Source organism: Arenibacter certesii DSM 19833 (genome assembly GCF_000429545.1).
Lineage (GTDB): Bacteria > Bacteroidota > Bacteroidia > Flavobacteriales > Flavobacteriaceae > Arenibacter > Arenibacter certesii.
The window spans coordinates 140,725-165,961 of sequence record NZ_AUCB01000006.1 but is presented as its reverse complement, the minus strand read 5'-3'; the positions used below and the strand labels follow the sequence as shown (position 1 = coordinate 165,961).

Here is a 25,237-nt window from a genome sequence, read left to right as displayed (position 1 = left end):
TTATTTTTACTGTTTAGGTAATTGGTTATACTGCGGTATTTATTCTTGATGGGAATGAATAATTTCTTCCAAAAATTTTCTTCCTTTTGGGGTTACAATACCCCTTAAATAGTACTCCAAGAAATAGCTTTGCAATCTATCCATTGGAAAAAGGTTTGTCGGAAACATTTTAGGGTCTTGTATATTAGTCATTCCAGAAATGTAAATTCTAGACACAAATTCTATATTTATATCTTCCCGGTAAATTCCCAGTTCTAAGCCTCTTTTTATATTGTTGAAAGTGCATTTCTGCATAAGGGCATTCTGCTTGGTCCTTAGATGATGGGCGATTTTAGGATAATATTTTTGTAACTGATATTGTGAGGAAGATTTTTCATCCTTTATATAAATGATTATATATTTCTTAATATCGTATAACTCCTCAATTGGGTTTTTCCCCAAGGCACATATCGTATTTATGCCTTCACTTATTTTATCAAATAGCCGAGTAGTACACTCTTGTACCAACTTAGTTTTATTTTCATAGTGAGTGTAGATTGTCTTCTTGGAAATGCCTACTTCATTTGCGAGATCATCCATGGTAACACTTTTAACCCCTAGGTTTAAAAACAGTTCCGTAGCCTTATCTAATATCAACTCCTTCATAATGGCCGCAAAGATAGTTAGGAAACTATAAAAACCAATAAAGTTTCCATGATTCTTTTCGTTTTAGATTCATGAGATATTGCGAAGCGTGCAATTCTTTATGCATACTGAGCTGATTGGCGTATTTTTGAAAAAAAAATGTGTCCCTATGCCAAAAATTGACCAATATCGATCCCATTTTACAGCTTATTTAGAAAGTAAGAGCGTGGTGAAAGAGCCGCTAAATCTTTATGAGCCAATGTCATATATACTTCATCTTGGAGGAAAACGATTACGTCCAGTACTCACTTTGATGACCACAGATATTTTTGGGGTGGATTATAAAAAGGCGATGGATGCAGCATTGGCAATTGAGGTATTCCATAATTTTTCCTTGGTACATGATGATATTATGGACGGTGCACCCCTACGTAGGGGAATGCAGACCGTGCATGAGAAGTGGGATGTAAACACCGGTATTCTATCGGGGGATGCTATGCTTATCTATAGTTATACACTTTTAGAGAGCTATCCCGACAGCTCGTATAAGGAATTGATGCACTTGTTCAGTAAAACGGCCTTGGAAGTTTGTGAAGGGCAACAATATGATGTGGATTTTGAGACGAGGGACAATGTTAGTATTCCAGAATATCTGTTAATGATTCAGTATAAGACCGCCGTTTTGGTGGGAGCCGCCATGAAAATGGGAGCAATAATCGCCGAACAGCCCAAGCCAATACAAGAAGCGATCTATAACTTTGGTAAGTATTTGGGAATCGCTTTTCAGTTACAAGATGATTATTTAGATGCCTTTGGCGATCCTAAAACCTTTGGCAAACAAGTAGGAGGGGATATTATGGTTAATAAAAAGACCTATTTGTATTTAAAGGCATTGGAATTGGGTAATTCCATTCAAAAACAAGAGTTGGAGCATTTGTTTTCCATAAAACCGGTAGACACTTCGCACAAAGTCGCCACCGTTAAGGAATTGTATGCGGAAACCGGTGCGGTAGTGCATACATTAAAGGAAATAGAAAGATACACCCAAAAAGCATTTTCTCTATTGGATGAGCTTCCTATAGAACAGTCTAAAAAGGAAATGTTAGCCCAATTTGGCACCTCCCTAATGAAGCGGGAGGTGTAGATTGGCTATTAGTTTTTCATATTAGCTAAGAATTCTATAATATCCCTAATCTCTCTCTTAGACATAAGGGAACCCATTGCTGGCATGCCAGAGGGCATGTTCTGCCGCTTAGCAATCCGTGATGTTGCGATCACCAATGGCTCTGCATCGGAAGTTCTTAAGATGATTTCATCTTGACTTTCCGATTCCAATACTCCCGTTACCACCTGTCCTTCTTTTAAGGTAAGGGTTACTGTACCGTAGCCAGGGGCCAAACGTGCACTTGGTTGTATTAGGGATTCTAAGAGTTGTTCTCTGTTTAAAATGTTTCCAATATTATCCATTGGTGGACCTACTGTCCCGCCTTGACCGTTTACGGAATGGCAGCGAACACATTGCCCTGCAGAATTAGTGTTGAAATATTGATTTCCTGCCCATCTATTTCCTCCGTTTAGTGTTTCCTTATAGGCGTCTAGGCCGTCTCCCTTAGCTTTTATTTGGTCTAATTGAGCGATTAATTCTTCAGATTCACTGGCTTCTACAGCCTCTATTAAATCTAAGATTACCCCTCTGGAAAGCGTATTGGCATTTGCCTGTTTAATTAGGGAGGCTAATACCGCACTAGTTTTTTTAGCGGGCATTTCCCCTAAAACACTTAGCATTTTTTGTTGTTCCCTAAGCGATCCGCTTTTAAAAATAGGAGTAACAATATTTGGGAGTTTTTCCTTATCAATATCCAATTGGGTAAGTAATCCCAAAGCCACGGTACGCACATGCTGATTTTTATCGCGCATACCTTCCTCCATGACTTCCTCAATATTATTGTATTTTAAATCCCCAAGCGCCACTAGCATTGAGGCTCTTACCTCTGGAGAGGAATGGGTCTTCATGAGTTTTACCATTTGGGAATGGTAACCGTCTATCTTTAGAATACCAATGGTTTTTGCCATAGCGGCTAACATTTCTGGATTAGAATCGCTAATGAATTCAGGAATATGCTTTTCCAATTTCTGGCGTACTACTTTAGCGTCCCTCCATATTTCGCCCCTGTACCTGCCATCTACCCTGTCCAATACGGAAGGGGAAGCCCATGTGCCAATTGTTGCTAAGGCTTCACTTCTTAATGTGGCAGATACATTAGATCTTCTGGCAAAATTAATTAACAGATCTAATTCTTTTTCGCCACCTACCCTAAGTGCGGCATTAATACTTCTGCGTAATAGAGGGTCCGATGTAAACCGTTCTTCGTTTAAGAGGGAGGCTAATTCTGGAAGCGCATTTTCTATGGACCAATCGTCATTGATTGCCCTTGCAGCTTCGGCCACAATATATTCGTCCTCATCATTTAAAAATAATGCCACCTTTTCGTTTTGTAGTCTTCGCAATACCAAAACAGCGGCTAAACGCAAACTACGATTATTATTTTGTGCCAATTGGACTATGGGTCGTATCTGCCCTATCCTGGACAAGGCCAGCACAGCCGCATGTCTTAGGTAAACATCCTCGTCATTATTGGTTTTTAACATTTCCAATAAAGGATTAATCGCTTCATTTTCTTGAATTCTACCTAGAGCTTGCGCTGCAAAGAACTGTACCCTAGCATTATTGTGTTGCAATAGGGGAATTAAATTATTTCCTGCCGCCTTATATTTTAAATCTCCAAGCACCTTGGCGGTCTGTGCTATAATTTCTACATCCTTGTCCTGTAATAAAGGGATTAATAAGGCTGCTCGGCCTCTTTTATACCGTGCTAATTGGCTTATGCCCCAAATACCATGGATGCGAGCTAATTGATTGTTGTTTTCCTGTATAGCATTCTTCAGCCCTATTAAGCCATTCTTATCTTTTGCAACCAGTTCAAATTGTGCTTTCTGTCTTATCCGCATATCTGGATAGGCCAACAGTTGGGTGAGCCTCTCTATACTTTGGTTTTTATAATCCAAAGTCATTAATCGCTCTGTCTCCTTTCTTTCTGCAGCTAGGTTGTTCTTGTTATCGCTTACATCCAATTTCCAAACCCTTCCGTAGTTTTTAGTGCCCCAGCCGTTAATCCAGTCGGCTAGGTACAGTGCTCCATCGGGTGCAAAGCGAATTCCTGTGGGAAGTATTCCACTAAGAATATCTTGTTCTGTATTTAACTCAAAAGAGGCTCCTTTTGGCTTTAGGTCAAAACTCCAAATATGGGATCGGCTAGGGTTACCGACAAATTCTACCAAGAAAAATTTATTTCGCCATTCTTTTCCTAATGCGGTTCCGGGGTTATAAGCCATTCCCGTGGGTCCATTATGAAAATTCGCTATCGGAGGAATAATGTATGCAGCCTGGTCTTCCCAGCGAGGAACGAAGAGTTTTTCATCCATCCAGACATTATATCCATTGTTTTTAGGATCGGTATATTTCCCGTATTGCCAATTGGCGCGCCATCCTGCGTCTGAACCTTCTACAATATATACCAATCGTTCGCTTTCCCCACGGTGGTCCCCGTCATTATCGGAACTGATTATATTCCCGTATTCATCAAATACAAATTCGTGAGTGTTTCGCAATCCCCTTGCAAAAACTTCAAAATCGCTTCCATCGGGATTAGATCTTACAATAACTCCCTGATTGGGGTATTTGTGATTTGTACCGTCTTCCGTGGTGATATTGGCCCCTATGTCGCCAATTCCCCAATATATTTTACCATCCGGTCCTTCTATAGCGCCAGACATACCGTGTCCGCTAAACCCTATATGTATTCCATAGCCATGGGAGATGGAAGTTTTGTGTTCCATTATTCCGTCTCCGTCCTTATCTGTAAAACGCCACATATCTGGAGCGATCCCCACAAACATATCGTTCTCTCTTACTAAGAGTGCGCCTGCTACATCGGACACTTCCTCATTAAAATCGTTCACTATTCTGGTAGCCATATCGGCCCTACCATTATTGTTAAGGTCTTCTAGCTTCCATACTTCGTCTTTTTCCACCGTGAGATCCCGCCAATCGTGGATGCTATCCTTATTTAAATCTTTTAACCAGTTGTTTTCTTCACTTTTATCAGTTGCAAAGGTCCGATGTAAAAAATTTCTTCTGTCTTCCACTGATTCTAATGCTATGGAAGGGGTCATCCAGTCCCTAAAGCCTCTAATATCGAACTCCGAATTTTTTTGCCGATTAGTTCTTGTTAAATAGATGTTTCCTTTGTCGTCTATAGACATCGCTACAGGATCTGGGGCCAAAGAATCCGATGCCCATAGGGAAAGGGTAAATCCTTCTGCAACTTGGGCAGGTACATTTTCTTCTATTTCCTTAAACCTAGCGGCTACGGTTAAGGAATCTTCTTGAATTACAAGCCAGGGTTCCTTGGTAATTTTCGACTCCTCTTTTTTACAGGAAGAAATGAGTAGCGTAGTTAAGATAAGGGAAAGGAAGGTGCGGTTGAAAATTATGGTTCTCATTGATCTTGATTAACGTTTTGTTTTAAGGGCATGCCCTTTAGGTTTGCAGAGGTATGTTTAAATGTAGGTATATTGATATAAGGGTTGAAATTATGCTTGTTAAAATTTAATGATTCTACGTATCAATGCTAAAATGAATTCTTTTTTGGGACAGGCGGCAATGATTTGAAGATCTTCCCAAAGATTGGTCTCTTCATCTAAAAATTTGAATATTAATTGCGGACGTTGGTTTTTAAAAAGCTGTTCAAATATTAATCGGCCTTTACTATTATCCTCGTGCAATATATCTAGTAGTAACAAGTCATAAAACCAAAACCGATTTCTTTTTCCAAACTTGTCCAAAGGTTGTCCTTTTTTTAGAAAGGGGATCAAATTTTGCACCTTTTTATAAGAATGCATAAAGGTATAACCCGAACTTGGTTTCGCCCAACCTCCGGAAATGCCTATATGCATCACATTACTGGTGTTATAGCTATTGAAATTAAAACAGCTCATGGGAATGTTCCCTTTTTCATAGGTGATAATTTCATATTCCTCACAGCCCAAGTGGTCTTTCATATATGCCTTTAATCCATCTTCATATTCTGAAGTGGACAATACCTCCTTAGAAAAAAGCGTATATTCTATTAAGGCTTCGGTAGTGGAGGTAGGCAATACGTACATAAACCGAGTGTTTCCTTTTTGGGGAATAGAAAAATCCATAAAGGTAGCTTGTTCCGGGTTAAATATTGGATGAGTTGTTTTTACAAACCAACCCAGAAAATGCTGTTGCAATACGGGATATTTATTCTGGTTCAATAGGGTTTTGTAATCAAAAGCACTGTTAAACACCTTTTTTGAGTGGTAGAAAGAAATAGATGTAGTTATTTCTACATGGGAGGTTTTGTCTTTTACGTCCGTTACCGTTTCCATGGTAAGGGAGATATTTGGATAATTTTTTATCCGCTCTAAATAGTTGTTGTAGAAACTGTCTCCACGAACCATTTTATAGGAATACGGGTCTAGGGGTAATTGTTCCGAATAAACTTTGCCAGCGAAAAATATCTGACGCCAACTTTTGTGGATTACCTCTTTAAACTGGGTTGCACCAGTTTCCCAAAAACACCAGGTACGATCATTCTCTTGTTTCTTTTCTTTTTCTATCAGTAAAATGGACTTGTCATTAAAGAAAGGGTCTTGCCCAAGGGCATCGGCAAGCATCAATCCGGACGCACCAGCGCCAACAATAATATAATCGTAATTAGTCATTAGATGTGTTGCTGTTATATATGTTTCCCTTTTTGGTGGATGTATCCTCCCAATTATTTTGAGGATTTTCAAAAATACTAAGAACTTAATTACAATTCATGATATCCTCCTGGATTGGTAGCATTTCTACCATTTTCGAAGTAGTTGAGCAATAGTTGATATCAGGAAGTCATAACAGAACTTTTAAATAATAGTATTTGTAAGGTGATGCAATATAATTTAGTCTCGACTAAATATTTGTTTTTAGGAATAAAAATGTATTTTTGCTTAAACGTTAAATTCATGACGCGTTCAGAAGAAAATTATATCAAAACCATCTTTCATATTGGAAGACAGGGAAAAGAGGCGGTATCTACCAATTCCATTGCAGAACAAATGGACACCAAGCCTTCTTCCGTAACGGATATGGTGAAGAAGCTTGCTGAAAAAGATTTGGTGCACTATAAAAAATACCAAGGAGTATCTTTAACTGAATTGGGCAATAAAATAGCCTTGGGAGTCATAAGAAAACACCGCTTATGGGAGGTTTTTTTAGTTGAAAAACTCGATTTTTCTTGGGATGAAGTACATGAGGTAGCAGAGCAGTTAGAGCATATAAAAAGTGATAAACTTATAGATCGTTTAGACCGCTTACTGAAATATCCAAAATATGATCCTCACGGCGACCCTATTCCCGACAAGGACGGAGGTTTAGAGGAACGCGACGAAAAACAGCTGAGCGAGGTACCCGTAGGAGCTGGTGGGATTTGTGTAGGAGTAAAGGATTCTTCAGCTAGTTTTTTAAAGTTTTTAGATAAAAACAATATTGGTTTAGGAGATCATATTCAAGTTTTAGAAATTGAGGATTTTGATGGTTCCTTATTGATTGGAATCGGGGAAAATCAAAAGCAAATTTCACATCAGATAGCTGCTAACCTATACATAAAGATGAAGGAAGAATGAGTTTAGAGCAGAGGACAAAAATAACAAAATGGAAAATGGGTCTAGGATACGGCTTCAATAAGTTCCCTAACGGAAAAATAGCAAAGGACTCTTTAAAGTCAATGCAACTTTTTGGAAATAAAAGCTTCCTTATTCTTATACTATTGATTGGTTTAATGGGCTGTAAGTCGAACTCCAAAAATAAGGACAATGGAAAGCTTAAAGTGGTAGCTACCACATCTATAATAACAGATCTCTTACACCAAATTGGGGGAGATGCTATAGATATTCAAGGACTTATGGGGAGTGGGGTAGATCCTCATCTATATAAGGCCAGCGAGGGTGATGTGAATAAATTATTTAATGCAGATGTTGTTTTTTATAGTGGTTTGCACCTAGAGGGGAAGTTGGTAGATATTTTTGAGAGAATGGAAAAGCAACATAAAAATACAGTTGCTATTACCGATATTTTAGATAGGAAAGAGCTATTAGCTTCCGAACAATTTGGCTCCAATTATGATCCCCATATTTGGTTTAATGTGGGCTTTTGGACACAAATAACCCAATATGTAACGGAAAAGCTTAAAGAATTGGATCCTGATAACGCAGGACTATTTACAGTAAATAGCAAGCAATATCTAAAGGAACTAGAAGCGTTGGAGGAAGAGATAAAAGGGGTCATAGAAACGCTTCCCGCTGAGAAACGTATAGTTGTAACGGCCCATGATGCCTTTAATTACTTTGGAATGGCTTATGGATTTCAGGTATTGGGCTTGCAAGGAATTTCTACCGCTACGGAAGCAGGGGTGCAAGATGTTCAGCAGCTATCCCAGTTTATAATAGATAATAAGGTGAAATCAATTTTTATTGAAACCTCCGTACCGAGACGTAATATAGAGGCGTTGCAGGCGGCTGTAACTTCCAAAGGTCACAATGTAAGTATTGGCGGCAACCTATATTCCGATGCCCTAGGAACAAAAGGAACTATTGAAGGTACTTATATAGGGATGTTCAAATACAACGTTAACACTATTGTTGAGGCTTTAAAATAGAGATGAAAACGGATCTTAAGGTAGTGGTTGGTAGTAGTGAAAAGTTTAGTAGGCATACACCTAAAGTCCATAACAAATAATACCTACCAGGAAACATGAAGGATAAAATAGCTATAAAAGTCGATGACCTAACGGTAGCTTATAACTTTAAGCCGGTGCTATGGGATGTAGATCTGTCTATTCCAGAAGGTGTACTTATGGCCATTGTAGGACCTAATGGGGCAGGGAAATCTACTTTGATTAAGGCTATGTTAGATATTGTAAAACCCATTGCAGGTACCATAGAAATATTTGGGAAACCATATAAAAAGCAATACAAGGAGGTGGCCTATGTTCCCCAAAAAGGTAGTGTAGATTGGGACTTTCCAACTACGGCCCTAGATGTTGTGCTTATGGGAACCTATGGGAGTCTGGGTTGGATAAAACGGCCGGGGAAAACCGAGAAGAAAGAGGCCTTGGAAGCTTTGGAAAAGGTTGGGATGCTGGAGTTTAGAAGTAGGCAGATAAGTCAGCTTAGTGGGGGCCAGCAACAACGGGTGTTTTTAGCGAGAGCTCTAGTGCAAAAGGCTAGTATTTATATTATGGACGAACCTTTTCAAGGGGTGGATGCCACGACCGAAAAGGCCATTATTAATATTTTAAAGGAATTAAGGAAATCTGGAAAAACAGTGGTGGTAGTGCATCACGATTTACAAACGGTTCCCGAATATTTTGATTGGGTGACCTTTCTTAACGTAAAAAAAATAGCTACGGGCTCGGTCAAGGATATTTTTAATGATGACAACCTTACCAAGACCTATGGGATTAATTATAAGGTTAGTTTATTACAATAAAATTTTATGTCCGTACAGGAATATTTTTCTTTAGTGCTCACAGACTATACCCTGCGTACTATTACCCTGGGTACTGCTATTTTGGGAATAGTCTGCGGGATGCTGGGTAGTTTTGCAGTACTGCGAAAACAAAGTCTTTTGGGCGATGCTATTTCCCATGCAGCCCTTCCAGGAATAGTAATCGCGTTTTTAATCACCGGTGCAAAAACGAGCAACACGCTATTGATAGGGGCATTGATAAGTGGACTGATAGGTACTTTTTGGATTAGTGGTATTATTAAGAAAACCCATCTAAAGTCCGACACCGCCCTTGGTTTAATCCTATCGCTATTCTTTGGTTTTGGGATGCTGTTATTGACTTTTGTGCAGAAAATGCCCGATGCTCAGCAAGCGGGATTGGATAAGTACCTATTTGGACAGGCAGCTACCTTGGTAGAAAGCGATGTGTGGTTAATGGCCGTGGTAATGGGGGTTTCCTTAGTGGTTTTAATCATTTTTTGGAAAGAATTTAAAGTGCTACATTTTGATCCAGATTACAGTAAATCCCTAGGGTTGAATACCTATGTGTTGGATGTCTTAATGACTACGCTAATTGTTATGGCTATTGTGATAGGCTTACAAACGGTGGGTGTGGTACTTATGAGTGCCATGTTACTTGCACCTGCGGCTGCAGCTAGGCAATGGACTAATAATTTGGGGATAATGGTTTTCCTAGCATCACTTTTTGGGGCATTGTCTGGAATATTCGGGACTGCAATCAGTGCTACTTCCAACAACCTTCCTACTGGGCCGGTAATTGTTTTGATCGCGGCTGCCATTGTGGTGATTTCTTTTCTTTTCTCCCCAGGGAGGGGGATTTTGTTCCGTGAGATTAGGCATTGGAAAAATAGGAACGATCTACAATTGCATAAGACGCTTTATTTTATGTTTGAAATAGCCAAGACCCATAATGATATATCTCACCCCCATAAGATTAAAATTCTTAATAATTTTCAGGGATATACCCGGAACTCTTTAAAAAACTTAGAGGATAGAGCATATATCACCGTAGATGGTCCTATGTGGTCCCTTACCCAGAAAGGGTATGATAAGGCCATGAATCTGTATAACCAGCAAGACAATACCCATGACTAGCGCGCAAATAGAAATACAACTTATTGCTTGCATTGTTGCTGTGGCCTGTGCCATTCCGGGTACCTTCTTGGTGCTTCGTAAAATGGCCATGATCAGTGATGCTATTAGTCATTCTATATTGCCCGGAATAGTAATTGGATTTTTCCTTACCGAAGACCTGAACTCTCCGTGGTTAATCTTATTGGCTGCCTTTAGTGGCATTCTTACGGTAGTACTAGTAGAATATATCCAAAAGACGGGATTGGTGAAGGAAGACACGGCCATTGGCCTGGTTTTTCCCTCTCTTTTTAGTATTGGGGTAATATTGATTGCCAAAAATGCAGGAGATGTGCATTTGGATGTGGATGCCGTACTATTGGGAGAGCTGGCCTTTGCACCCTTCGACCGTGTGATAATTGGAAGTGCAGATATGGGGCCAAAATCCCTTTGGGTAATTGGGATTATTTTATTGGTAACTCTTGCCCTTTTATTGGCCTTCTTTAAGGAATTGAAAATTAGCACTTTCGACAAGCAGTTGGCGGCCACCCTTGGGTTTTCGCCAGTTATCATGCATTATGGCCTTATGACGGTTGCTTCGGTTACTACTGTTGGAGCTTTTGATGCAGTAGGGGCAATTTTGGTAGTGGCACTTATGATCGCTCCGCCTGCTATGGCTTATCTTTTGACCAATAATCTTAAGAAAATGCTATTGATGGCCTCTGTTTTTGGAATTATTGGTGCGATACTTGGCTATTGGGTGGCCCATTGGTTGGATGCTTCCATAGCAGGTTCTATCACTACCGTTTTGGGCGTATTGTTCTTTTTAATCTATATGTTTTCACCCAACAGAGGGTTAATCTCAGTGCTATATCGTCAAAAACGACAAAAAGTGGAAGTGCATTTACTAACCTTTTTATTGCATCTCCAAAATCATTCAGAAAAATCGGAACGTCATATTAATCACCTTAACGAACATATTAATTGGCATAAAGTGCGTGCACAGTCTGTCTTGGATCTTGCGTTAAAAAATAATATGATTACCATAGATGATAGTATTATTTCCTTGACCGATAAAGGGAAAACGTTTACTTCCGAGGCTATTAATTATATCATTACCAATAAAAGTGCTGCCATAGAGGAAATGAAAGATAGATTCTTTTTGTTTAGAGGATAATCACTTTTTTTTGAAGAAATTACCAGTTATTTTTGATTTGTTATTTTATAGCCTAAGAGGCTTAGCCGAAATTTTAACAATCCAACAGCCATAATTACATGTCGTATCGATTTCTATTGTTTTTATTGATTCCTCTCCTAAATTTTAGTCAGGCAGAGGATAAAGTTTTTTCTTATTTAGATGTATTTGATCTAGAATACGTTTCCGATCCTCAAATTTCTCCTCAGGGGGATTGGATTGTATATCGGAGAATGGGGTTCGATATCATGGATGATAAAGCCGTGGGTAACCTATGGATGATTAAATCCGATGGTTCCCAACACCAAAAGATCACGTCTAGGGAAGTAAATGAATCTAGCGCAGTGTGGTCACCTAACGGCGATAGATTGGCATTTATTAGTGCTACAGACCAAGGTGCAGAAATTTTTATGTACTGGATGGGGTCCGGAAAGCTGGCTAAAATCTCGCAGCTTCCTTTCAGTCCGTCTTCCCTGTCTTGGTCTCCCCAAGGAGATCAGTTGGCCTTTTCCATGCATGTGGATAGAGATGCACCGGTAGCGGCTAAGATTCCTAAAAAACCCAAAGGGGCAAAATGGGCAGAGGCCCCAAGAATAACAGATAGATTGCACCACGAAAGGGATGGTAGCGGTTATATCCCTCCAGGATTCAACCATATCTTTCTTATCCCTGCCAATGGAGGGGCAGAAGGACAGATTACTAGTGGGGATTTTCATCATGGAGGTCCACTTTCTTGGTCGTTGGACGGACAAAAGATCTATTTTTCGGGAAATAGAAATGTAGATTGGGAATACGATTTTAGAAATAGCGAGGTCTATGCAGTAGATGTGGTTAGTGGAAATACAATACAGCTCACTCAAAAACGAGGTCCTGATAAAAATCCAATAGTCTCTCCCAACGGCAAGCATATAGCTTATCTGGGCTATGAAGATAGGGTGCAGGCGTATCAGGTTACCCGCTTATATATAATGGATGTAGACGGCCAGAACCAAAGGGAAATTCCTATGGAGCTGGATAGGGATGTAGAGAATATTGTATGGGATGCCAAAAGTAGGGGACTTTATTTTTCTTATGACGATAAAGGTAATAGTAAGATAGGATATGTTTCTTTAAGTGGAAAAACGTCTAAACTTGCCGATAATATGGGAGGGACCACATTAGGAAGGCCCTATGCTAGTGGTTCTTTTAGTGTTTCGCAAAATGGGCATATTGCCTATACCTTGTCCACTCCTTATCACCCAGCAGAACTGGCCGTGGTGAATTCTAGATCTAATAAAACGGATAAAATCACTGGTTTAAATAAGGCTTTGTTCGATTTTAGAACCTTGGGGAAGGTAGAGGAAGTATGGTATACTTCTTCAGTGGACCAAAGAGAGCTTCAAGGTTGGGTGGTTTATCCTCCCAATTATGATCCTGAAAAAATGTATCCTTTTTTGGTAGAAAACCACGGAGGTCCCATTTTAAATTATGGAGACCGATTTAGTGCAGAGATACAGCTATTTGCAGCAGCGGGATATGTAGTATTTTATCCTAACCCTAGGGGAAGTACCAGTTATGGGGAAGAATTTGGGAACTTGTTATTCCACAACTACCCAGGCGAGGATTATAACGATGTTATGGACGGCGTAGACCATTGTATTAAAATGGGGATCGCTCATGAAGATCAATTATTTGTTACAGGAGGTAGTGCAGGAGGTATTATGTCTGCCTGGATGATAGGGAAGAACAATAGATTTGAGGCAGCAGCCGTTATTAAACCAGTTATGAACTGGATTAGTAAAACATTGGTGGCCGATAATTACTTTGGGTATGCCCATTCTAGATTGCCTGGGCAACCTTGGGAGAATTTTGAGGAATATTGGAAATTTTCCCCCATATCCCTAGTGGGCAATATAGAAACCCCTACTTTGGTAATGGTGGGTATGGATGACCTAAGGACACCTCCCAGTGAGGCCAAACAATTATACCACGCGTTAAAGCTGCGTAAGATAGAGACTGTTTTGGTTGAAGTACCTGAAGCTAGTCACGGAATTGCCAATAGACCCAGTAACTTAATCACTAAAGTGGCCAATATTTTGGCTTGGTTCGATAAATATAAGACCCCTAATAATTAATATATGGCACAGAATAGTAAGAGTTCATGGTTATTGAATCTGCTTATAGTGGTGACTTTAATAGTAGTTTCTTTGGCCTTTATGGCACATTATAAAAACTGGACGAAAATAGAGAATAATTCTTTCCGCATTTTTTCAGGGATTTATTATCAGAAAATTCCATTTTCAGAAATGGACAGCCTTACTATGGTGCCTAAAATTCCTTCTATGGAACGTATAAATGGATTTTCGGTCAAAGAAATAGAGAAAGGGGTATTTAAGGAAGATAGCATAGGTGAAACGAAGGTGCATGTTTTTGTGGATAAACTGTCCCACTCTAAAATAAGAATGGTCTATAACGACTCTTTAAAAATGTACTTTAATTTGTCTGACAGTACTGCAACTAAAGCCCTTTACGATTATTTGTCGTCAAAAATTAATGTGGAGAAGGAGTAGTTTGCTGATATATAGTGACATATTGTCCGCTAAGTAAGATTTAAAGGCTCCATTAAGATGAATTTTCAGAGGTTATCGGTATATTCTTTTCGATGTCGACTGGCTTTTATTTAAGAGTATTGCCTAAAACAAAAAATCGCTATTATGAGACAGGTTTTGTTATTAGTTCTTATTGTCCCAATGCTGGGTATGTCTCAAATTAACCTATCCGTTGAGGTGAAAGGGGTTCCTTCGAACAAAGGGAAGATTAGTGTAGCGCTTTATACGGAAGCTGAAAATTTTTTAAAGTTCGATAAAGTTTTTAGGTCAAATAGTGTTGTTGCAAAAGAAAACACTACAACGGTGCTCATTGATGATCTCCCCAGTGGGAATTACGCTCTAGCGGTGTTTCACGATGAAAACGGTAATGATGAATTAGATGTGAATTGGCTAGGTATTCCTAAGGAGAAGGTGGCTTTTTCCAATGCTAAAATGAAACTTTTTGGTCCCCCTTCCTATAAAGACTGTGTGGTGTTCGTCTCCAGAGATACGATTTTAGAGGTTTGGGTTAATTAAGGTAAATTGATTAAGAAATAGGTTTATGGTATTAATAGTACATGTTATTGGGTCGCTATACGGTTTATTGGCCATCGTTTTTGGTGCTTTTGGAGCACATGCGTTAAAAAAAACGCTAACAGCAGAACAATTGACAAGTTTTGAGACGGGAGTAAAGTACCAGATGTATCATGCTATTTTATTGATAGTGTTAGGGTTTAATTTAAATTTAGAATCGCCTCTAGAAAAGTATATGGCCTATTGTTTTATGCTTGGGGTCTTTTTGTTTTCCTTTAGTATTTACGGTTTAGTTATAGGAGCTTCCAAAGGTCTTAACGTGCGATTTTTAGGTCCCGTAACGCCCTTAGGGGGATTGTTGTTGGTAGTAGGTTGGGGACTGTTATTATTTTCCTTTATTAAGGAATGGGTATAGAGCAGTTAGGAAGTTCTTCTATAGTACAAAGCGGTATGTGGCCTTTAGTAGAAAGATGTTTTTGGGTTTCTCTCCGTTAAATATATTATCCTTTAGCCCGTTAAAGAGTGTGAGTTGTGGGTCTCCGGAGCGGGATACGTCCTGTGACCACACTAAAAACAGCTCGGACCCAGGGATATATTCCCAACGTAAAACTAAATTTGATCGAAATTGAATCACCGAGAAATTTGGGTTGTCGAATGTGAAATCTACCGTGCCATCTATGTTAGAATCTACCGAATAGATATTCTCATTTAAGGTAATTTGGTTCTTTTGATAGCTAATTATCCTGTTTTCAAAAGACGTGGCCAAGGGATCTTTTATTTCCTTAAAATTAAAGTAACGGCCATTAGATATAAAGGGTTGTCCCCAATATTGAATAGATAGGTTTGGATTGATGGTATAATTTAATCTCACGGACATGCTCAAGGTCTTCTGCTCTACTGTTCCGTTGAGGTAGGTGATGCCATTGTGGGTGGTAATGTTATTTATATACTGTAAGTTGTTGTTAACGGTGCCATATTCGGGAAAGGCAGAAATACGCAATGCATTTAATGGTTGATAACTAATCCCCAATTCTATACTATAGGATTTATTGGAATTGTCCATGGCTTTGCTACCATTTTGGAATATAGATAATTGAAGTTTCTTGCGGCTATCTGTTTCCATCCCATTAGAAAAACTAATTTCTGGTGACAGTCGCAATCTTGGTCCGCCTCTTAACGCATAATTGGAATATTGTATGGGGGAGTAATTGAATCCAACATTTGTAAACCAATTATTTTTCCAGTTTTGCCAACTACTGGTATTAAATTGTAAAAGGTTATGATTGCCTCCAAAGTCCCAAACGCTCCAATGATTGTAATTGATACCCACTTTTCGGAAGTTATTGTCTGGTTTTAGAGTTTGATACCCGATCCAATTATAGTGTCTTAGGTCATCTGCCTGACGCTGAAAGCCTACATTGTTAAGTTCTAACTCCGGAGATCTCCAAGTAAATCCGGTTTCAAATTTCCAATGCCCGTTCCCTACCTTCCCTACTTGAATATTTCCTCCGGTGCCGCTCATGGAGGTTCTATTGGGATCAAGGCTTAGGTGTTTTGCACCAACTCTCTGAAACAAATGGGTGATAGATTTCTGGGTTTGAATAATGGCCGTAGTGTCTCCCTGTACGTGGCTCCATAGTATATTTCCTGCTATGTACCAGTTGCGCTCATTCCACTGATGTTTAAAGTCGAACCCTCCTGAATAGGCGGATTTGTGTAGAAAACTAAGATCTTCATTTAGGTTTTCTCTGTTAGTAGTGGTGAAAATACCTCCAATATAGCTATTACGGTTATTAAAGTCTTTTTGTAATCGTCCCACAAAATAATTTGTCAACGGTTCTACTACCTCTCTCCTTCGCTGACCGTTATTGTCTATGGTAGCATACTTTCGTGCTGTGGTGCTCTCTAGAATTCCGATAGACCATCCGTCCTTAGTTTTTCCACTGAATTTTGCAGCTCCTAGGATAGCGGTATTGTCTGGTTGGTCTACAAATTCGCCTGCTTCGGTTTGTGGAAATCCTTGTGGACTTCTTCCTATTCTTCTCGAATAAAATACATTGTCGAATCCAAAGGTATTTCCTGCTTGGGAAGGGGAGACGCGATAATCGAATATATTTTTATTCTCAACAAAGAATGGACGTTTTTCTTCGAAAAATATCTGAAATCCATCTAAAGCAATAGCCGATGGATCTGCCTCTACCTGCCCAAAGTCTGGGTTTATAGTGAGGTCTAGGGTGAGGTCATTTGTAATACCGATTTTGGCATCTAGGCCCGCAGTAAACTTTCCATCTTGTCCTGTTAGGAACGGATTGTTTTGTTCTTCTTCATACGTTTCCAGTTTTGAGATGGCGTATGGCTGAATTTCCAATTGTTTTTGGGGTTCTAGATCAATGAGGCCTTGGAGCATGCCAAATTCACTTACAAAACCAGGGGTATCTTGGGGCAGACGTTGCCATACGGATCGCTCCTCTTCCCTAAAAAGTCGGCGCATTAATTGTAATCCCCAAGTTTGCTCCTTGGTTGCACCAAATTTAAGCTGACTTAAAGGTATTTTCATTTCTGCTGTCCATCCTTCTAAATCTATTTTGGTTTTAGTATACCAGATAGGATTCCAGCTCTCATCCTCATTTTCTCCATTATTAGATTCTAAAATATCGGCCTTTACCCCTGCTGCAGTCACCAAAAAGCCGAATGCGGTGCGTTTATCAAAATAACTATCGATAAAAATAGCGATCCAATCTCCTTCAAAACCATCGCGTCTAGATAGTCGCTTTTCTATCTTGTTGGGTTCACTGTCGTAACAACGGATACCTACATAGAGGAAGTGCTTATCGTAAAGAATTTTAAATTTGGTCTGATGATCTGGCTCGGTATTTTCGTCTGGTCTCTGCTCCACAAAACCACCTTCCCATGGTACCAATGACCATGTATCCTCCTCCAAGTTTCCATCTACATAAGGGGGAAGCATATCCCTAATATATTGGGTGGTGTAGGTCTTTTTAATTAAGATTGCTGTTGAGTCTTGAGCGTAGCAAATTATTTGTGTGAATAGTAGAACACATAAAGCTAAGCAGCTCGTTTTCATGAAATTTATTCCTTAGTGAATATAAAAAAGACGTATGAAAGAGGCTGTTGTTACAATACATTAAATTTTTAATATAACTTTAACATATGCAATCAACTGGTTTTAGTCAGTGCGATTGCATGATTTCAAATAGTTTAGTTCAATTTAAGTATAGTCTCATTTTTTAAATGACCTTGGAACCAGTAGGTATACTTATTAAGATGCTACATCCATTGTTTGTGCAGTAACGCGCTTATTCAGCAGAAGTAAATTCCCTAATCGCCTTATTAGGTTCTATGATAGTATGGCCTTTCCAAAATTCTGGATCGAAATCAGGCATATAGGTGGGCAGAAGATCGTTGTTTTCTGTTACGGCTTCTAACTGTGCGCTGCTGATGGATTCCGTGTCGAAAATTATTATTTGATGTTTGCTAGTCCCCATAGTGGCCATGTCAATTTTTAAGGAAAGTTCATTCTGTTTGTTTCTTCCCTTAACGTGTTTGTTCAGTTCAATTATTTTCAGAGGCCGTTTAATTCTTACTTTTGTGCCCAACTCTTCTTCTAAATATTGAAGTTTATATTGATTATTCATTCCTTTGGCAAATAACATGGTTCCTTGTGCCAAGAATTGGTCCATGGAAACCCCTAAAAGCTTAAAGGTTTTCAGTGATTTTACATTACTATAATTAACCCGAACTATGGCAAAGTCATCTGCATTGATGTAGAGTCGTCCTTTATAATCCTCTGATCGTTTAGGTTCAAAGTCGACCAAATAAACTGGCTGATCTCCCATATAAGTGAAATCCACAATATTATATTTATAGCGTCTGTTTTTGTTGATAAAGTTGAGATTAGAATCTTCTAGAAAAAATAACTTTCCCATAATATTCCCTAATGCTCTTTTTTTGTGGGAGGCAAAATACTTCTTTCTATTCTCTTCGCGCTTTTGCTTGGCTTCCATCTCTTTTTTTAGTGCATCTACATCTGTTGAGTCGGCTGCTGAAGCCAGTATTTCATCGGCATCCATTTTGGTGCCGAACAATCCGGATTTAATCTTAAAATAGGAATCGGGTTTAATGTTTTTCTTTAGAATATCGTTGAACTTTTCTTCGAGTGCGGTAAGGTCTAATTCGTTCTGCTTATCATAAAGCTCAGATGCTTTTATAAGGGTCAGCTTTTGATTATCCTTATTGTAATCGCCGTAAAAATCGCCCAACACTTCGGTGTAATGACTGGTTTCTTTGGGAATGGTATGCAATACACTGTCTAGAAACCTTTCATTTAAAGCTTCTATAGTAGATTCTTTAAAGGTATAATCGGTTTTAGAAAGATGCTGATGATAGGATTCTCTAAAGAATAGGCGCTTTTTAGTGATATTTTGACTGTAGTTTTTATCTAGATTATTTTTTACGGCCTCTATAAGTTCTTCCGCGGTGAATTGCTTATTGCTAACGATTACCGGATTTAGTTCAATGGTCTTCGGGGTTAATAAGATAACATTTTCGGTAAACTGATTTAGGGGTTTTCCTAATCCTACATAACCCATACAGGAAATAAAAAGCGAGTCCGCTTCTTTAAATTGCTGGTCTAATTGAAGTGTGAATCTACCTTCTTCATTGGTAATTACCCCTTTTTTATTTGATAATTGAACTGTGGCATAGGGAATTGGTTGTTGTGTTTCGGCATCCTTTATTATGGAGCTAACGGTTTGTGAATATATTTGACTACAGCTTATAATAAATAGAAAAACATAAAAGCGGGTAGGGATACTTCGCATATTGGCTGATTAAATTAAAACGAATTAACGAAGAAGAAAACGTACTTCAAGTGGCTTTTGGTAAATAGTAAGAGGGTATTATTCTTTATTTAACAGATTGATGTGTATTGCATTAAATTGTTTGGGAAAGGTATCATGGTGTAAGTAACGCTTTTAACGCTTTGGAAATTTATGAGGTAATAGTTGCTCTGGAAATGGTAAGTGTACTAACGAGTGAAGCTGCATATAAGCGTGAAATAGGTAGAAAATAGATTCAGAAATTTAAAAAAAGGCAGCTAATGACAACCACAATCTCCATTTCCACAACCTTTGGAATTGCCTTTCTTCCCTGCAAATAAGGATCTGGGCAAAAGAAATTTTTTAACGAGATAGCCTACCGCTATGGCAACTGTGATGTAGACCAATATGTCTTGAAGAATACTCATTGTAATTAGTTTAAATTTTGATGAATGCCATAAGTGTGATTTTCTAACGCCTAAACATCAATGCTACTAGTTCTTTTTAAATCTACCTCTTTGCTACTACTTTATCAAAAACGATACCATTTTCGTGTCGAAACTGAGCTTTTTATTTTAATGTTTGATAAGCGATCAATGCTACAATATAAGCAAAAAGGCTCATAAACACCAATTGTGCAGCGGGCCATTTCCAAGTGTTGGTCTCCCTTTTTACAATAGCTAAGGTACTCATGCACTGCATGGCAAAAGCGTAAAATAATAATAGTGAAATTCCGGATGCCAAATTAAATAGGGGCTTTTTAGTGACGGGATCTATTTCTGCAGCCATCCTATTTTTAATGGTATCCTCCTCATCACTTCCCACGCTATAAATGGTGGCTAACGTGCCCACAAATACCTCACGTGCCGCAAAGGAGGTTAGTACGGCTATACCAATTTTCCAGTCGTAACCCAACGGATGTACAATGGGAGCAATTGCTTTCCCAGCAATACCCATATATGAGTTTTCCAGTTTGTAACTGGCTATTTCCTGGTTCTCCGCTTTTTGGCGTAATAGTATTTCTTTGACCTGTAGTGAATCGGTTATGGCTTGTTTATCCAAAATAGCACCGTTCCTAGCAAGACTGTCGTGTAGGGATTCTTTATAAGAGTTTAGGCTACTCTTCATAGATTCCACATTAAAGTCTGTAAACCCTTCCTTCTCAATTTTTTGTTTTACAATGGTCTCGGCATTGTAGAAATCATCAGAATACCCATTAGACCCTAGAAACCAGAGGATAATGGAAATGGCAAGAATAATTTTACCTGCACCTATTACAAAGCTTTTTGTTTTTTCTAAGACCGTGTAAACTACGTTTTTAAGAAGGGGAAGCTTATAGTTTGGCATCTCCATTACAAAGAATGTCTTGGTCTTAATTTTCATGATCTTATTTAAAATCATGGCCGAAAAAATAGCGGCGCCAAAGCCAATTAAATAAAGCAGCATAAGGGTAAGCGCCTGATAGCTGAGGCCTAAGAACCTACCATCTGGGATTACCAAGGCAATAATAATCAAGTATACCGGTAATCGTGCAGAACAGGTGGTGAAAGGAGTAACTAAAATGGTGATTAATCGTTCCTTCCAATTTTCAATGGTTCTAGTAGCCATAATGGCAGGAATAGCACAGGCAGTACCAGAAATTAGCGGTACTACACTTTTACCACTAAGACCAAAGGGACGCATTAATCGGTCCATTAAAAATACGACTCGGCTCATATAGCCCGACTCCTCCAATAAAGAGATAAAGAGAAATAAAAAGGCGATCTGAGGTATAAAAATAACTACGCCACCAATACCTGCTAGTATACCCTCAGCAATTAGATCCGTAAATACACCCGGGGGGAGGGTGTTTTTTACCCATTCGCTTCCCGAGGCAAAAAGCGCATCTATAAAATCCATTGGATAGCTGCTCCAATCATAGATAGCTTGAAAAATGGTAAGAAGGATGACGAAAAATATCAAGTACCCAAATACCTTGTGAGTAAGTATTTTATCTAGAGTTGCCCGCAATCCCTTAGCGGCATTTACGTCTACTTTATACGCCTGCTTTAAGATGCCATTTATAAACTGGTACCTTAGTATAGTTTCCTTTTGCTGTAAGCGTTTTAGTTCCGGTTTAGATTTAGTTTTAAAAGAAGCGGGAATAGTAATCGGATTTTTCTCTATGGGCATAAAGTTGACATCCTGCGTGATTACTAACCATAATTTATAAAGATCTTCATTTGGGAAAGTGCTCTTCAGCTTATCAAAATATTCTGGAGCAATAACAGTAGTGTCAATGTTTGGTTCAACAGAGAGATTTTTATAATCTGCTATTAATTCCTTCACCTTATCTATGCCGGTGCCTTTTCTGGTGCTTACTAAAGCTATTTTGGTGTTTAATTTTTCCTCTAATAAGTCGATATCCAGGGATATACCTTTTCTGACCATTCTATCGGCCATATTAATCACCAGAATTGCGGGAATTTTTAGATCCTTGATTTGAGTAAACAGGAGTAAATTCCGTTTCAAATTCTCTACATCACTAATAACTACAGCAACATCGGGAAAATCCTTATCATTTTTATTTAGTAACAGCTCTACCACCACACTTTCATCTAAGGAAGTGGTATTAAGGCTATAGGTTCCTGGGAGATCTAAAATATGTGCTTTTACACCCCTAGGGAGTTTACAGATACCCTCTTTTTTTTCTACGGTGATACCAGGATAGTTCCCTACCTTTTGTTTTAGTCCTGTAAGTTGATTAAAAACAGAGGTTTTACCAGTATTGGGGTTGCCTATTAGGGCTACCTTTATCTGTTTGCTCATATGGGAGAGTCTTCAATAATTTCTAATTCTATTAAACTTGCGACGGAACGTCTTATGGCGATATGCGTGCCGTTACAATTAATATAGATGGGGTCTTTTAAAGGGGCTACCTGTACTAGCTCTATCTCATTGCCTGGCAAGCATCCCATTTCCATTAGTTTCACAGGGAGAATTCCATCAGCAAATTCTTTGATGATCCCCTTTTGCCCGCGCTTTAATTGTGCTACTGTGGTAGTCAATTCTTATTTAGATTGAATTTAAGTAAGCACAAAAGTAGGGTAAAAAAATTAAAAATAGAGTAGGTCTGCAAACAAATACGCATAGTGTTGGCGTTTTGTTTTTTTACTTCCTTTAACTACTGCAATAGTGTTTACGGCTGTGTGGGTGTAGCGGATGAAACTGGGAATAGGAAGTTGAAAATTATCTAATAATCGACTTTATTCTTCTTCGGCATAGCTAGCTTTTAGAATTTCCAGATCGCTCATTAATTCTTCCATTTCCTCGGAGTTAGTGCCATCATAAAATCCTCTAATCCGCTTGGACTTATCTACTAAAATGAAGTTTTCCGTATGGATCATATCAAAAGGTCCCCCGTCTCCATCGGTTTTTACCGCCAAATAAGATCTTCTAGCAAGCTCGTAGATTTGTTTTTTATCGCCGGTAACCAAGTTCCACTTATGATCTAAGACCCCTTGTTCTTCTGCATATTTTTTTAGCTGGGGAACGGAATCGATGTCTGGGGTAACCGAATGTGAAAGTAGCATAACGTCATCGTCATCCTTAATCTTACTTTGTATATCCGCCATATTCTTGGTCATAATTGGACATATAGTAGGGCAGGTGGTAAAGAAAAAATCGGCTATATAAATTTTGTCCTCATAATCTTGTTGGGTTATTAACTCACCGTTTTGGTTGGTGAGGGCAAAATCGGCTATGGTGTGATATTTTTTTATATGCTGCATGGTACTGTCCACTAACTCAAAATTCACCATAGAAGGCTGATAAACGGGAAGTAGTTTTTTTGGCTTTACCGCATCCATAAACAGGTAGATAATTATGGAGGAAACTATAAAAAGGGCAATGCCAACATATTTTAGCTTACTAAAAAATTCGCGCATCTTTTTTTGCCAAAGGTACTTTAGTTAAGTCTATTTTTCAAGGCTTTCACAGCGGTTTCGTGCCAAATGTTTCTTAAAACAGATTGGTCAACTATAGTTTCTTTTTTTAAGAACTGTTAAAAATGTACTTTTGTTCGTTTTTAAAGATTAAACCTTAGTTAATGGCAACAGCAATTCAAATAATACAGTTTTTACTAATCATCTCTATTCTGGTGATACTTCACGAACTGGGTCACTTTTTACCGGCCAAATATTTTAAGACCAAAGTAGAAAAATTCTACTTGTTTTTTGACGTAAAATTTTCATTGTTCAAGAAAAAAATAGGCGATACCGAATATGGAATAGGGTGGTTGCCCTTGGGCGGTTATGTAAAGATTGCCGGAATGATAGATGAAAGCATGGACACCGAGCAATTGAAACAAGAACCACAACCGTGGGAGTTTAGGAGCAAGCCGGCATGGCAGCGATTGATAATAATGACGGGCGGGGTGATTGTTAACTTCCTGCTGGCTTGGATAATTTATACCATGTTGTTATTTAACAACGGAGATAGCTATATTCCTTCTGATAATTTGAAGTACGGTATTGTGGTTGATTCCATTGGTGAGCAATTGGGGTTGAGAACCGGAGATCAAATTCTACGCGTTGATGATAAGCAAACCAAAAAATTTAATGAGGCTCGATTAGATCTTATCCTTGGGGATGAAGTAACTGTTAGGCGTGATGGAGAGGAAATTACCGTACCCTTATCCGATGAGGGTAAGGAAACACTTTTTGCTACCCAAGGCATGAATTTTATAGACTACAGATCTAAGGCCATCATTAGTAAGGTGCAACCTAATTCAGTTGCTGAGGATGCAGGTCTGTTACCAGGGGATGAGATTGTAGGCGTAAACGGAGAGGAGACCAAATTTTGGGACGAGTTTAGAACGAAGATTGGTTCTTCTGTTAGTGAAAAGTTAGACATTACTGTTTTAAGGGATGGGAGAACCGAGCATTTGGATCTTGTAGTTCCACAGGAAGGGGTTATCGGAATTTTACTGGACGTTACAGATCTTAGTGTTACTGATGAGTATAGTTTCCTAGAGGCTATCCCTGCGGGCTATACAAGAACAATACAGGTGCTTACAGATCAGATTAGACAGTTTAAAGTAATTTTTAATACCAAAACAGGAGCTTACAAGCAAGTTAAGGGGCCTATCGGAATTGTGGATATGATGCCTACAGTTTGGGATTGGACTTTCTTTTGGAGTTTTATGGCGATGTTCTCCGTATGGTTGGCATTTTTAAATATTTTACCGATTCCGGCTTTGGATGGTGGTCACGTAATGTTTTTGCTTTATGAGATGATTTCGGGAAGAAAGCCTAGCGAAAAAGTGTTGGAGACGGGTCAAATAATTGGTTTTGTACTACTTATGGGGCTAATGTTGTTGGTGTTCGGTAACGATATTTGGAATATCATAAAGAAGTTTATCTAGGCGGATAAAATTTTTTTTAAAAAAATGTGTAAAACAATCATTTTTTGTTTGGCGTATTTGAAAAATCATTTATATTTGCACCCGCTAAGGCAATAGTATAACACTCCTCCTTAGCTCAGTTGGTTAGAGCATCTGACTGTTAATCAGAGGGTCCTTGGTTCGAGCCCAAGAGGGGGAGCTACTATAAACAAAGGCTTCGCAGAAATGCGGAGCCTTTTTTATTTGACCTAGGTCAAACATAGGTCAAACATTTTTTTTGCACTCTCTTTTTTTTGTACTTCCCTGTTCTCTATAAAATTACTTTCTAATTTAGAATTCCGGTTATATAAGTTAATTTCTACCCCATTC

At 38.8% G+C, this 25,237-nt stretch carries 20 protein-coding genes and 1 tRNA gene; 12 read left to right on the top strand and 9 right to left on the bottom strand.

Annotation, left to right across the window (positions count from 1 at the left end):
• Positions 1 to 39 precede the first annotated feature (39 nt).
• Positions 40 to 645: a TetR/AcrR family transcriptional regulator gene (locus G466_RS0103615; protein WP_026812424.1), complete on the bottom strand. Its 606-nt coding sequence runs from the start codon at positions 643 to 645 to the stop codon at positions 40 to 42.
• A 148-nt stretch (positions 646 to 793) separates the two neighbouring features.
• On the opposite strand from G466_RS0103615, the gene G466_RS0103610 reads away from it, so the two are divergent.
• Positions 794 to 1,768: a polyprenyl synthetase family protein gene (locus tag G466_RS0103610; RefSeq protein ID WP_026812423.1), complete on the top strand. Its 975-nt coding sequence runs from the start codon at positions 794 to 796 to the stop codon at positions 1,766 to 1,768.
• Positions 1,769 to 1,776: 8 nt separating this feature from the next.
• Here the strand turns inward: G466_RS0103610 and G466_RS0103605 are convergent, their stop codons facing one another.
• Positions 1,777 to 5,187, bottom strand: a complete 3,411-nt coding sequence (locus tag G466_RS0103605) for a DUF7133 domain-containing protein (RefSeq protein ID WP_034234518.1) — start codon at positions 5,185 to 5,187, stop codon at positions 1,777 to 1,779.
• 99 nt (positions 5,188 to 5,286) lie between these two features.
• Positions 5,287 to 6,435, bottom strand: coding sequence for a lycopene cyclase family protein (locus tag G466_RS0103600; protein WP_026812421.1), 1,149 nt, complete (start codon positions 6,433 to 6,435; stop codon positions 5,287 to 5,289).
• A gap of 282 nt (positions 6,436 to 6,717) precedes the next feature.
• On the opposite strand from G466_RS0103600, the gene G466_RS0103595 reads away from it, so the two are divergent.
• From G466_RS0103595 to G466_RS0103555, 9 genes are all read left to right on the top strand, one after another.
• The gene (locus G466_RS0103595; protein ID WP_026812420.1) at positions 6,718 to 7,377 is read left to right on the top strand and encodes a metal-dependent transcriptional regulator; all 660 of its coding nucleotides are present in this window, start codon (positions 6,718 to 6,720) and stop codon (positions 7,375 to 7,377) included.
• A gap of 101 nt (positions 7,378 to 7,478) precedes the next feature.
• Positions 7,479 to 8,408 (top strand): metal ABC transporter solute-binding protein, Zn/Mn family, encoded by a 930-nt coding sequence (locus G466_RS0103590; protein WP_034234557.1) that lies wholly within the window; start codon positions 7,479 to 7,481, stop codon positions 8,406 to 8,408.
• Between the two features lie 95 nt (positions 8,409 to 8,503).
• The gene (locus G466_RS0103585; RefSeq protein WP_026808700.1) at positions 8,504 to 9,241 is read left to right on the top strand and encodes a metal ABC transporter ATP-binding protein; all 738 of its coding nucleotides are present in this window, start codon (positions 8,504 to 8,506) and stop codon (positions 9,239 to 9,241) included.
• A 6-nt stretch (positions 9,242 to 9,247) separates the two neighbouring features.
• Entirely contained in the window at positions 9,248 to 10,375 is a 1,128-nt protein-coding gene (locus G466_RS0103580; protein WP_026812418.1) for a metal ABC transporter permease, read from the top strand.
• Complete coding sequence (locus G466_RS0103575) at positions 10,368 to 11,528, top strand: metal ABC transporter permease (protein ID WP_026812417.1); 1,161 nt, start codon at positions 10,368 to 10,370, stop codon at positions 11,526 to 11,528. Before G466_RS0103580 ends, G466_RS0103575 begins: the two co-directional genes overlap by 8 nt.
• Positions 11,529 to 11,626: 98 nt before the next feature.
• Positions 11,627 to 13,660 (top strand): S9 family peptidase, encoded by a 2,034-nt coding sequence (locus G466_RS0103570; protein WP_026812416.1) that lies wholly within the window; start codon positions 11,627 to 11,629, stop codon positions 13,658 to 13,660.
• A gap of 3 nt (positions 13,661 to 13,663) precedes the next feature.
• A complete protein-coding gene (locus tag G466_RS0103565) occupies positions 13,664 to 14,095 on the top strand; it encodes a hypothetical protein (RefSeq protein WP_034234515.1) in 432 nt (143 codons plus the stop codon).
• Between the two features lie 144 nt (positions 14,096 to 14,239).
• Complete coding sequence (locus G466_RS0103560; RefSeq protein WP_026812414.1) at positions 14,240 to 14,650, top strand: DUF2141 domain-containing protein; 411 nt, start codon at positions 14,240 to 14,242, stop codon at positions 14,648 to 14,650.
• Between the two features lie 25 nt (positions 14,651 to 14,675).
• Entirely contained in the window at positions 14,676 to 15,062 is a 387-nt protein-coding gene (locus G466_RS0103555) for a DUF423 domain-containing protein (protein WP_026812413.1), read from the top strand.
• Positions 15,063 to 15,080: 18 nt separating this feature from the next.
• Here G466_RS0103555 and G466_RS0103550 read toward each other — a convergent pair whose 3' ends face one another.
• The 6 genes from G466_RS0103550 to G466_RS0103525 all read right to left on the bottom strand — a co-directional run bounded on the left by G466_RS0103550 (position 15,081) and on the right by G466_RS0103525 (position 23,411).
• Positions 15,081 to 17,732 carry a DUF5916 domain-containing protein gene (locus G466_RS0103550; RefSeq protein ID WP_026812412.1) on the bottom strand — a complete coding sequence of 884 codons (2,652 nt, stop codon included), beginning with the start codon at positions 17,730 to 17,732 and terminating at the stop codon, positions 15,081 to 15,083.
• Between the two features lie 232 nt (positions 17,733 to 17,964).
• On the bottom strand, positions 17,965 to 19,488 hold the full coding sequence (locus G466_RS0103545; protein WP_026812411.1) for a carboxypeptidase-like regulatory domain-containing protein: 1,524 nt from the start codon (positions 19,486 to 19,488) through the stop codon (positions 17,965 to 17,967).
• A 275-nt stretch (positions 19,489 to 19,763) separates the two neighbouring features.
• Positions 19,764 to 19,913 (bottom strand): hypothetical protein, encoded by a 150-nt coding sequence (locus tag G466_RS24065; protein ID WP_169720732.1) that lies wholly within the window; start codon positions 19,911 to 19,913, stop codon positions 19,764 to 19,766.
• Positions 19,914 to 20,055: 142 nt separating this feature from the next.
• On the bottom strand, positions 20,056 to 22,293 hold the full coding sequence (feoB, locus tag G466_RS0103535) for a ferrous iron transport protein B (RefSeq protein WP_026812410.1): 2,238 nt from the start codon (positions 22,291 to 22,293) through the stop codon (positions 20,056 to 20,058).
• Complete coding sequence (locus G466_RS0103530) at positions 22,290 to 22,532, bottom strand: FeoA family protein (protein ID WP_026812409.1); 243 nt, start codon at positions 22,530 to 22,532, stop codon at positions 22,290 to 22,292. The genes feoB and G466_RS0103530 overlap by 4 nt, the downstream gene beginning before the upstream one ends.
• Before the next feature lie 198 nt (positions 22,533 to 22,730).
• Positions 22,731 to 23,411: an SCO family protein gene (locus G466_RS0103525; RefSeq protein WP_026812408.1), complete on the bottom strand. Its 681-nt coding sequence runs from the start codon at positions 23,409 to 23,411 to the stop codon at positions 22,731 to 22,733.
• 161 nt (positions 23,412 to 23,572) lie between these two features.
• On the opposite strand from G466_RS0103525, the gene rseP reads away from it, so the two are divergent.
• Positions 23,573 to 24,889: an RIP metalloprotease RseP gene (gene rseP, locus G466_RS0103520; RefSeq protein WP_026812407.1), complete on the top strand. Its 1,317-nt coding sequence runs from the start codon at positions 23,573 to 23,575 to the stop codon at positions 24,887 to 24,889.
• A 104-nt stretch (positions 24,890 to 24,993) separates the two neighbouring features.
• Positions 24,994 to 25,067: transfer RNA gene (locus G466_RS0103515), tRNA-Asn, on the top strand.
• Positions 25,068 to 25,237: the final 170 nt, after the last annotated feature.

What these genes read in the sequence shown, in the direction of transcription:
- G466_RS0103615 (WP_026812424.1), bottom strand. Translation starts at nt 645, where the DNA reads ATGAAGGAGTTGATATTAGATAAGGCTACGGAACTGTTTTTAAACCTA.
- G466_RS0103610 (WP_026812423.1), top strand. Translation starts at nt 794, where the DNA reads ATGCCAAAAATTGACCAATATCGATCCCATTTTACAGCTTATTTAGAA.
- G466_RS0103605 (WP_034234518.1), bottom strand. Translation starts at nt 5,187, where the DNA reads ATGAGAACCATAATTTTCAACCGCACCTTCCTTTCCCTTATCTTAACT.
- G466_RS0103600 (WP_026812421.1), bottom strand. Translation starts at nt 6,435, where the DNA reads ATGACTAATTACGATTATATTATTGTTGGCGCTGGTGCGTCCGGATTG.
- G466_RS0103595 (WP_026812420.1), top strand. Translation starts at nt 6,718, where the DNA reads ATGACGCGTTCAGAAGAAAATTATATCAAAACCATCTTTCATATTGGA.
- G466_RS0103590 (WP_034234557.1), top strand. Translation starts at nt 7,479, where the DNA reads ATGCAACTTTTTGGAAATAAAAGCTTCCTTATTCTTATACTATTGATT.
- G466_RS0103585 (WP_026808700.1), top strand. Translation starts at nt 8,504, where the DNA reads ATGAAGGATAAAATAGCTATAAAAGTCGATGACCTAACGGTAGCTTAT.
- G466_RS0103580 (WP_026812418.1), top strand. Translation starts at nt 9,248, where the DNA reads ATGTCCGTACAGGAATATTTTTCTTTAGTGCTCACAGACTATACCCTG.
- G466_RS0103575 (WP_026812417.1), top strand. Translation starts at nt 10,368, where the DNA reads ATGACTAGCGCGCAAATAGAAATACAACTTATTGCTTGCATTGTTGCT.
- G466_RS0103570 (WP_026812416.1), top strand. Translation starts at nt 11,627, where the DNA reads ATGTCGTATCGATTTCTATTGTTTTTATTGATTCCTCTCCTAAATTTT.
- G466_RS0103565 (WP_034234515.1), top strand. Translation starts at nt 13,664, where the DNA reads ATGGCACAGAATAGTAAGAGTTCATGGTTATTGAATCTGCTTATAGTG.
- G466_RS0103560 (WP_026812414.1), top strand. Translation starts at nt 14,240, where the DNA reads ATGAGACAGGTTTTGTTATTAGTTCTTATTGTCCCAATGCTGGGTATG.
- G466_RS0103555 (WP_026812413.1), top strand. Translation starts at nt 14,676, where the DNA reads ATGGTATTAATAGTACATGTTATTGGGTCGCTATACGGTTTATTGGCC.
- G466_RS0103550 (WP_026812412.1), bottom strand. Translation starts at nt 17,732, where the DNA reads ATGAAAACGAGCTGCTTAGCTTTATGTGTTCTACTATTCACACAAATA.
- G466_RS0103545 (WP_026812411.1), bottom strand. Translation starts at nt 19,488, where the DNA reads ATGCGAAGTATCCCTACCCGCTTTTATGTTTTTCTATTTATTATAAGC.
- G466_RS24065 (WP_169720732.1), bottom strand. Translation starts at nt 19,913, where the DNA reads ATGAGTATTCTTCAAGACATATTGGTCTACATCACAGTTGCCATAGCG.
- feoB (WP_026812410.1), bottom strand. Translation starts at nt 22,293, where the DNA reads ATGAGCAAACAGATAAAGGTAGCCCTAATAGGCAACCCCAATACTGGT.
- G466_RS0103525 (WP_026812408.1), bottom strand. Translation starts at nt 23,411, where the DNA reads ATGCGCGAATTTTTTAGTAAGCTAAAATATGTTGGCATTGCCCTTTTT.
- rseP (WP_026812407.1), top strand. Translation starts at nt 23,573, where the DNA reads ATGGCAACAGCAATTCAAATAATACAGTTTTTACTAATCATCTCTATT.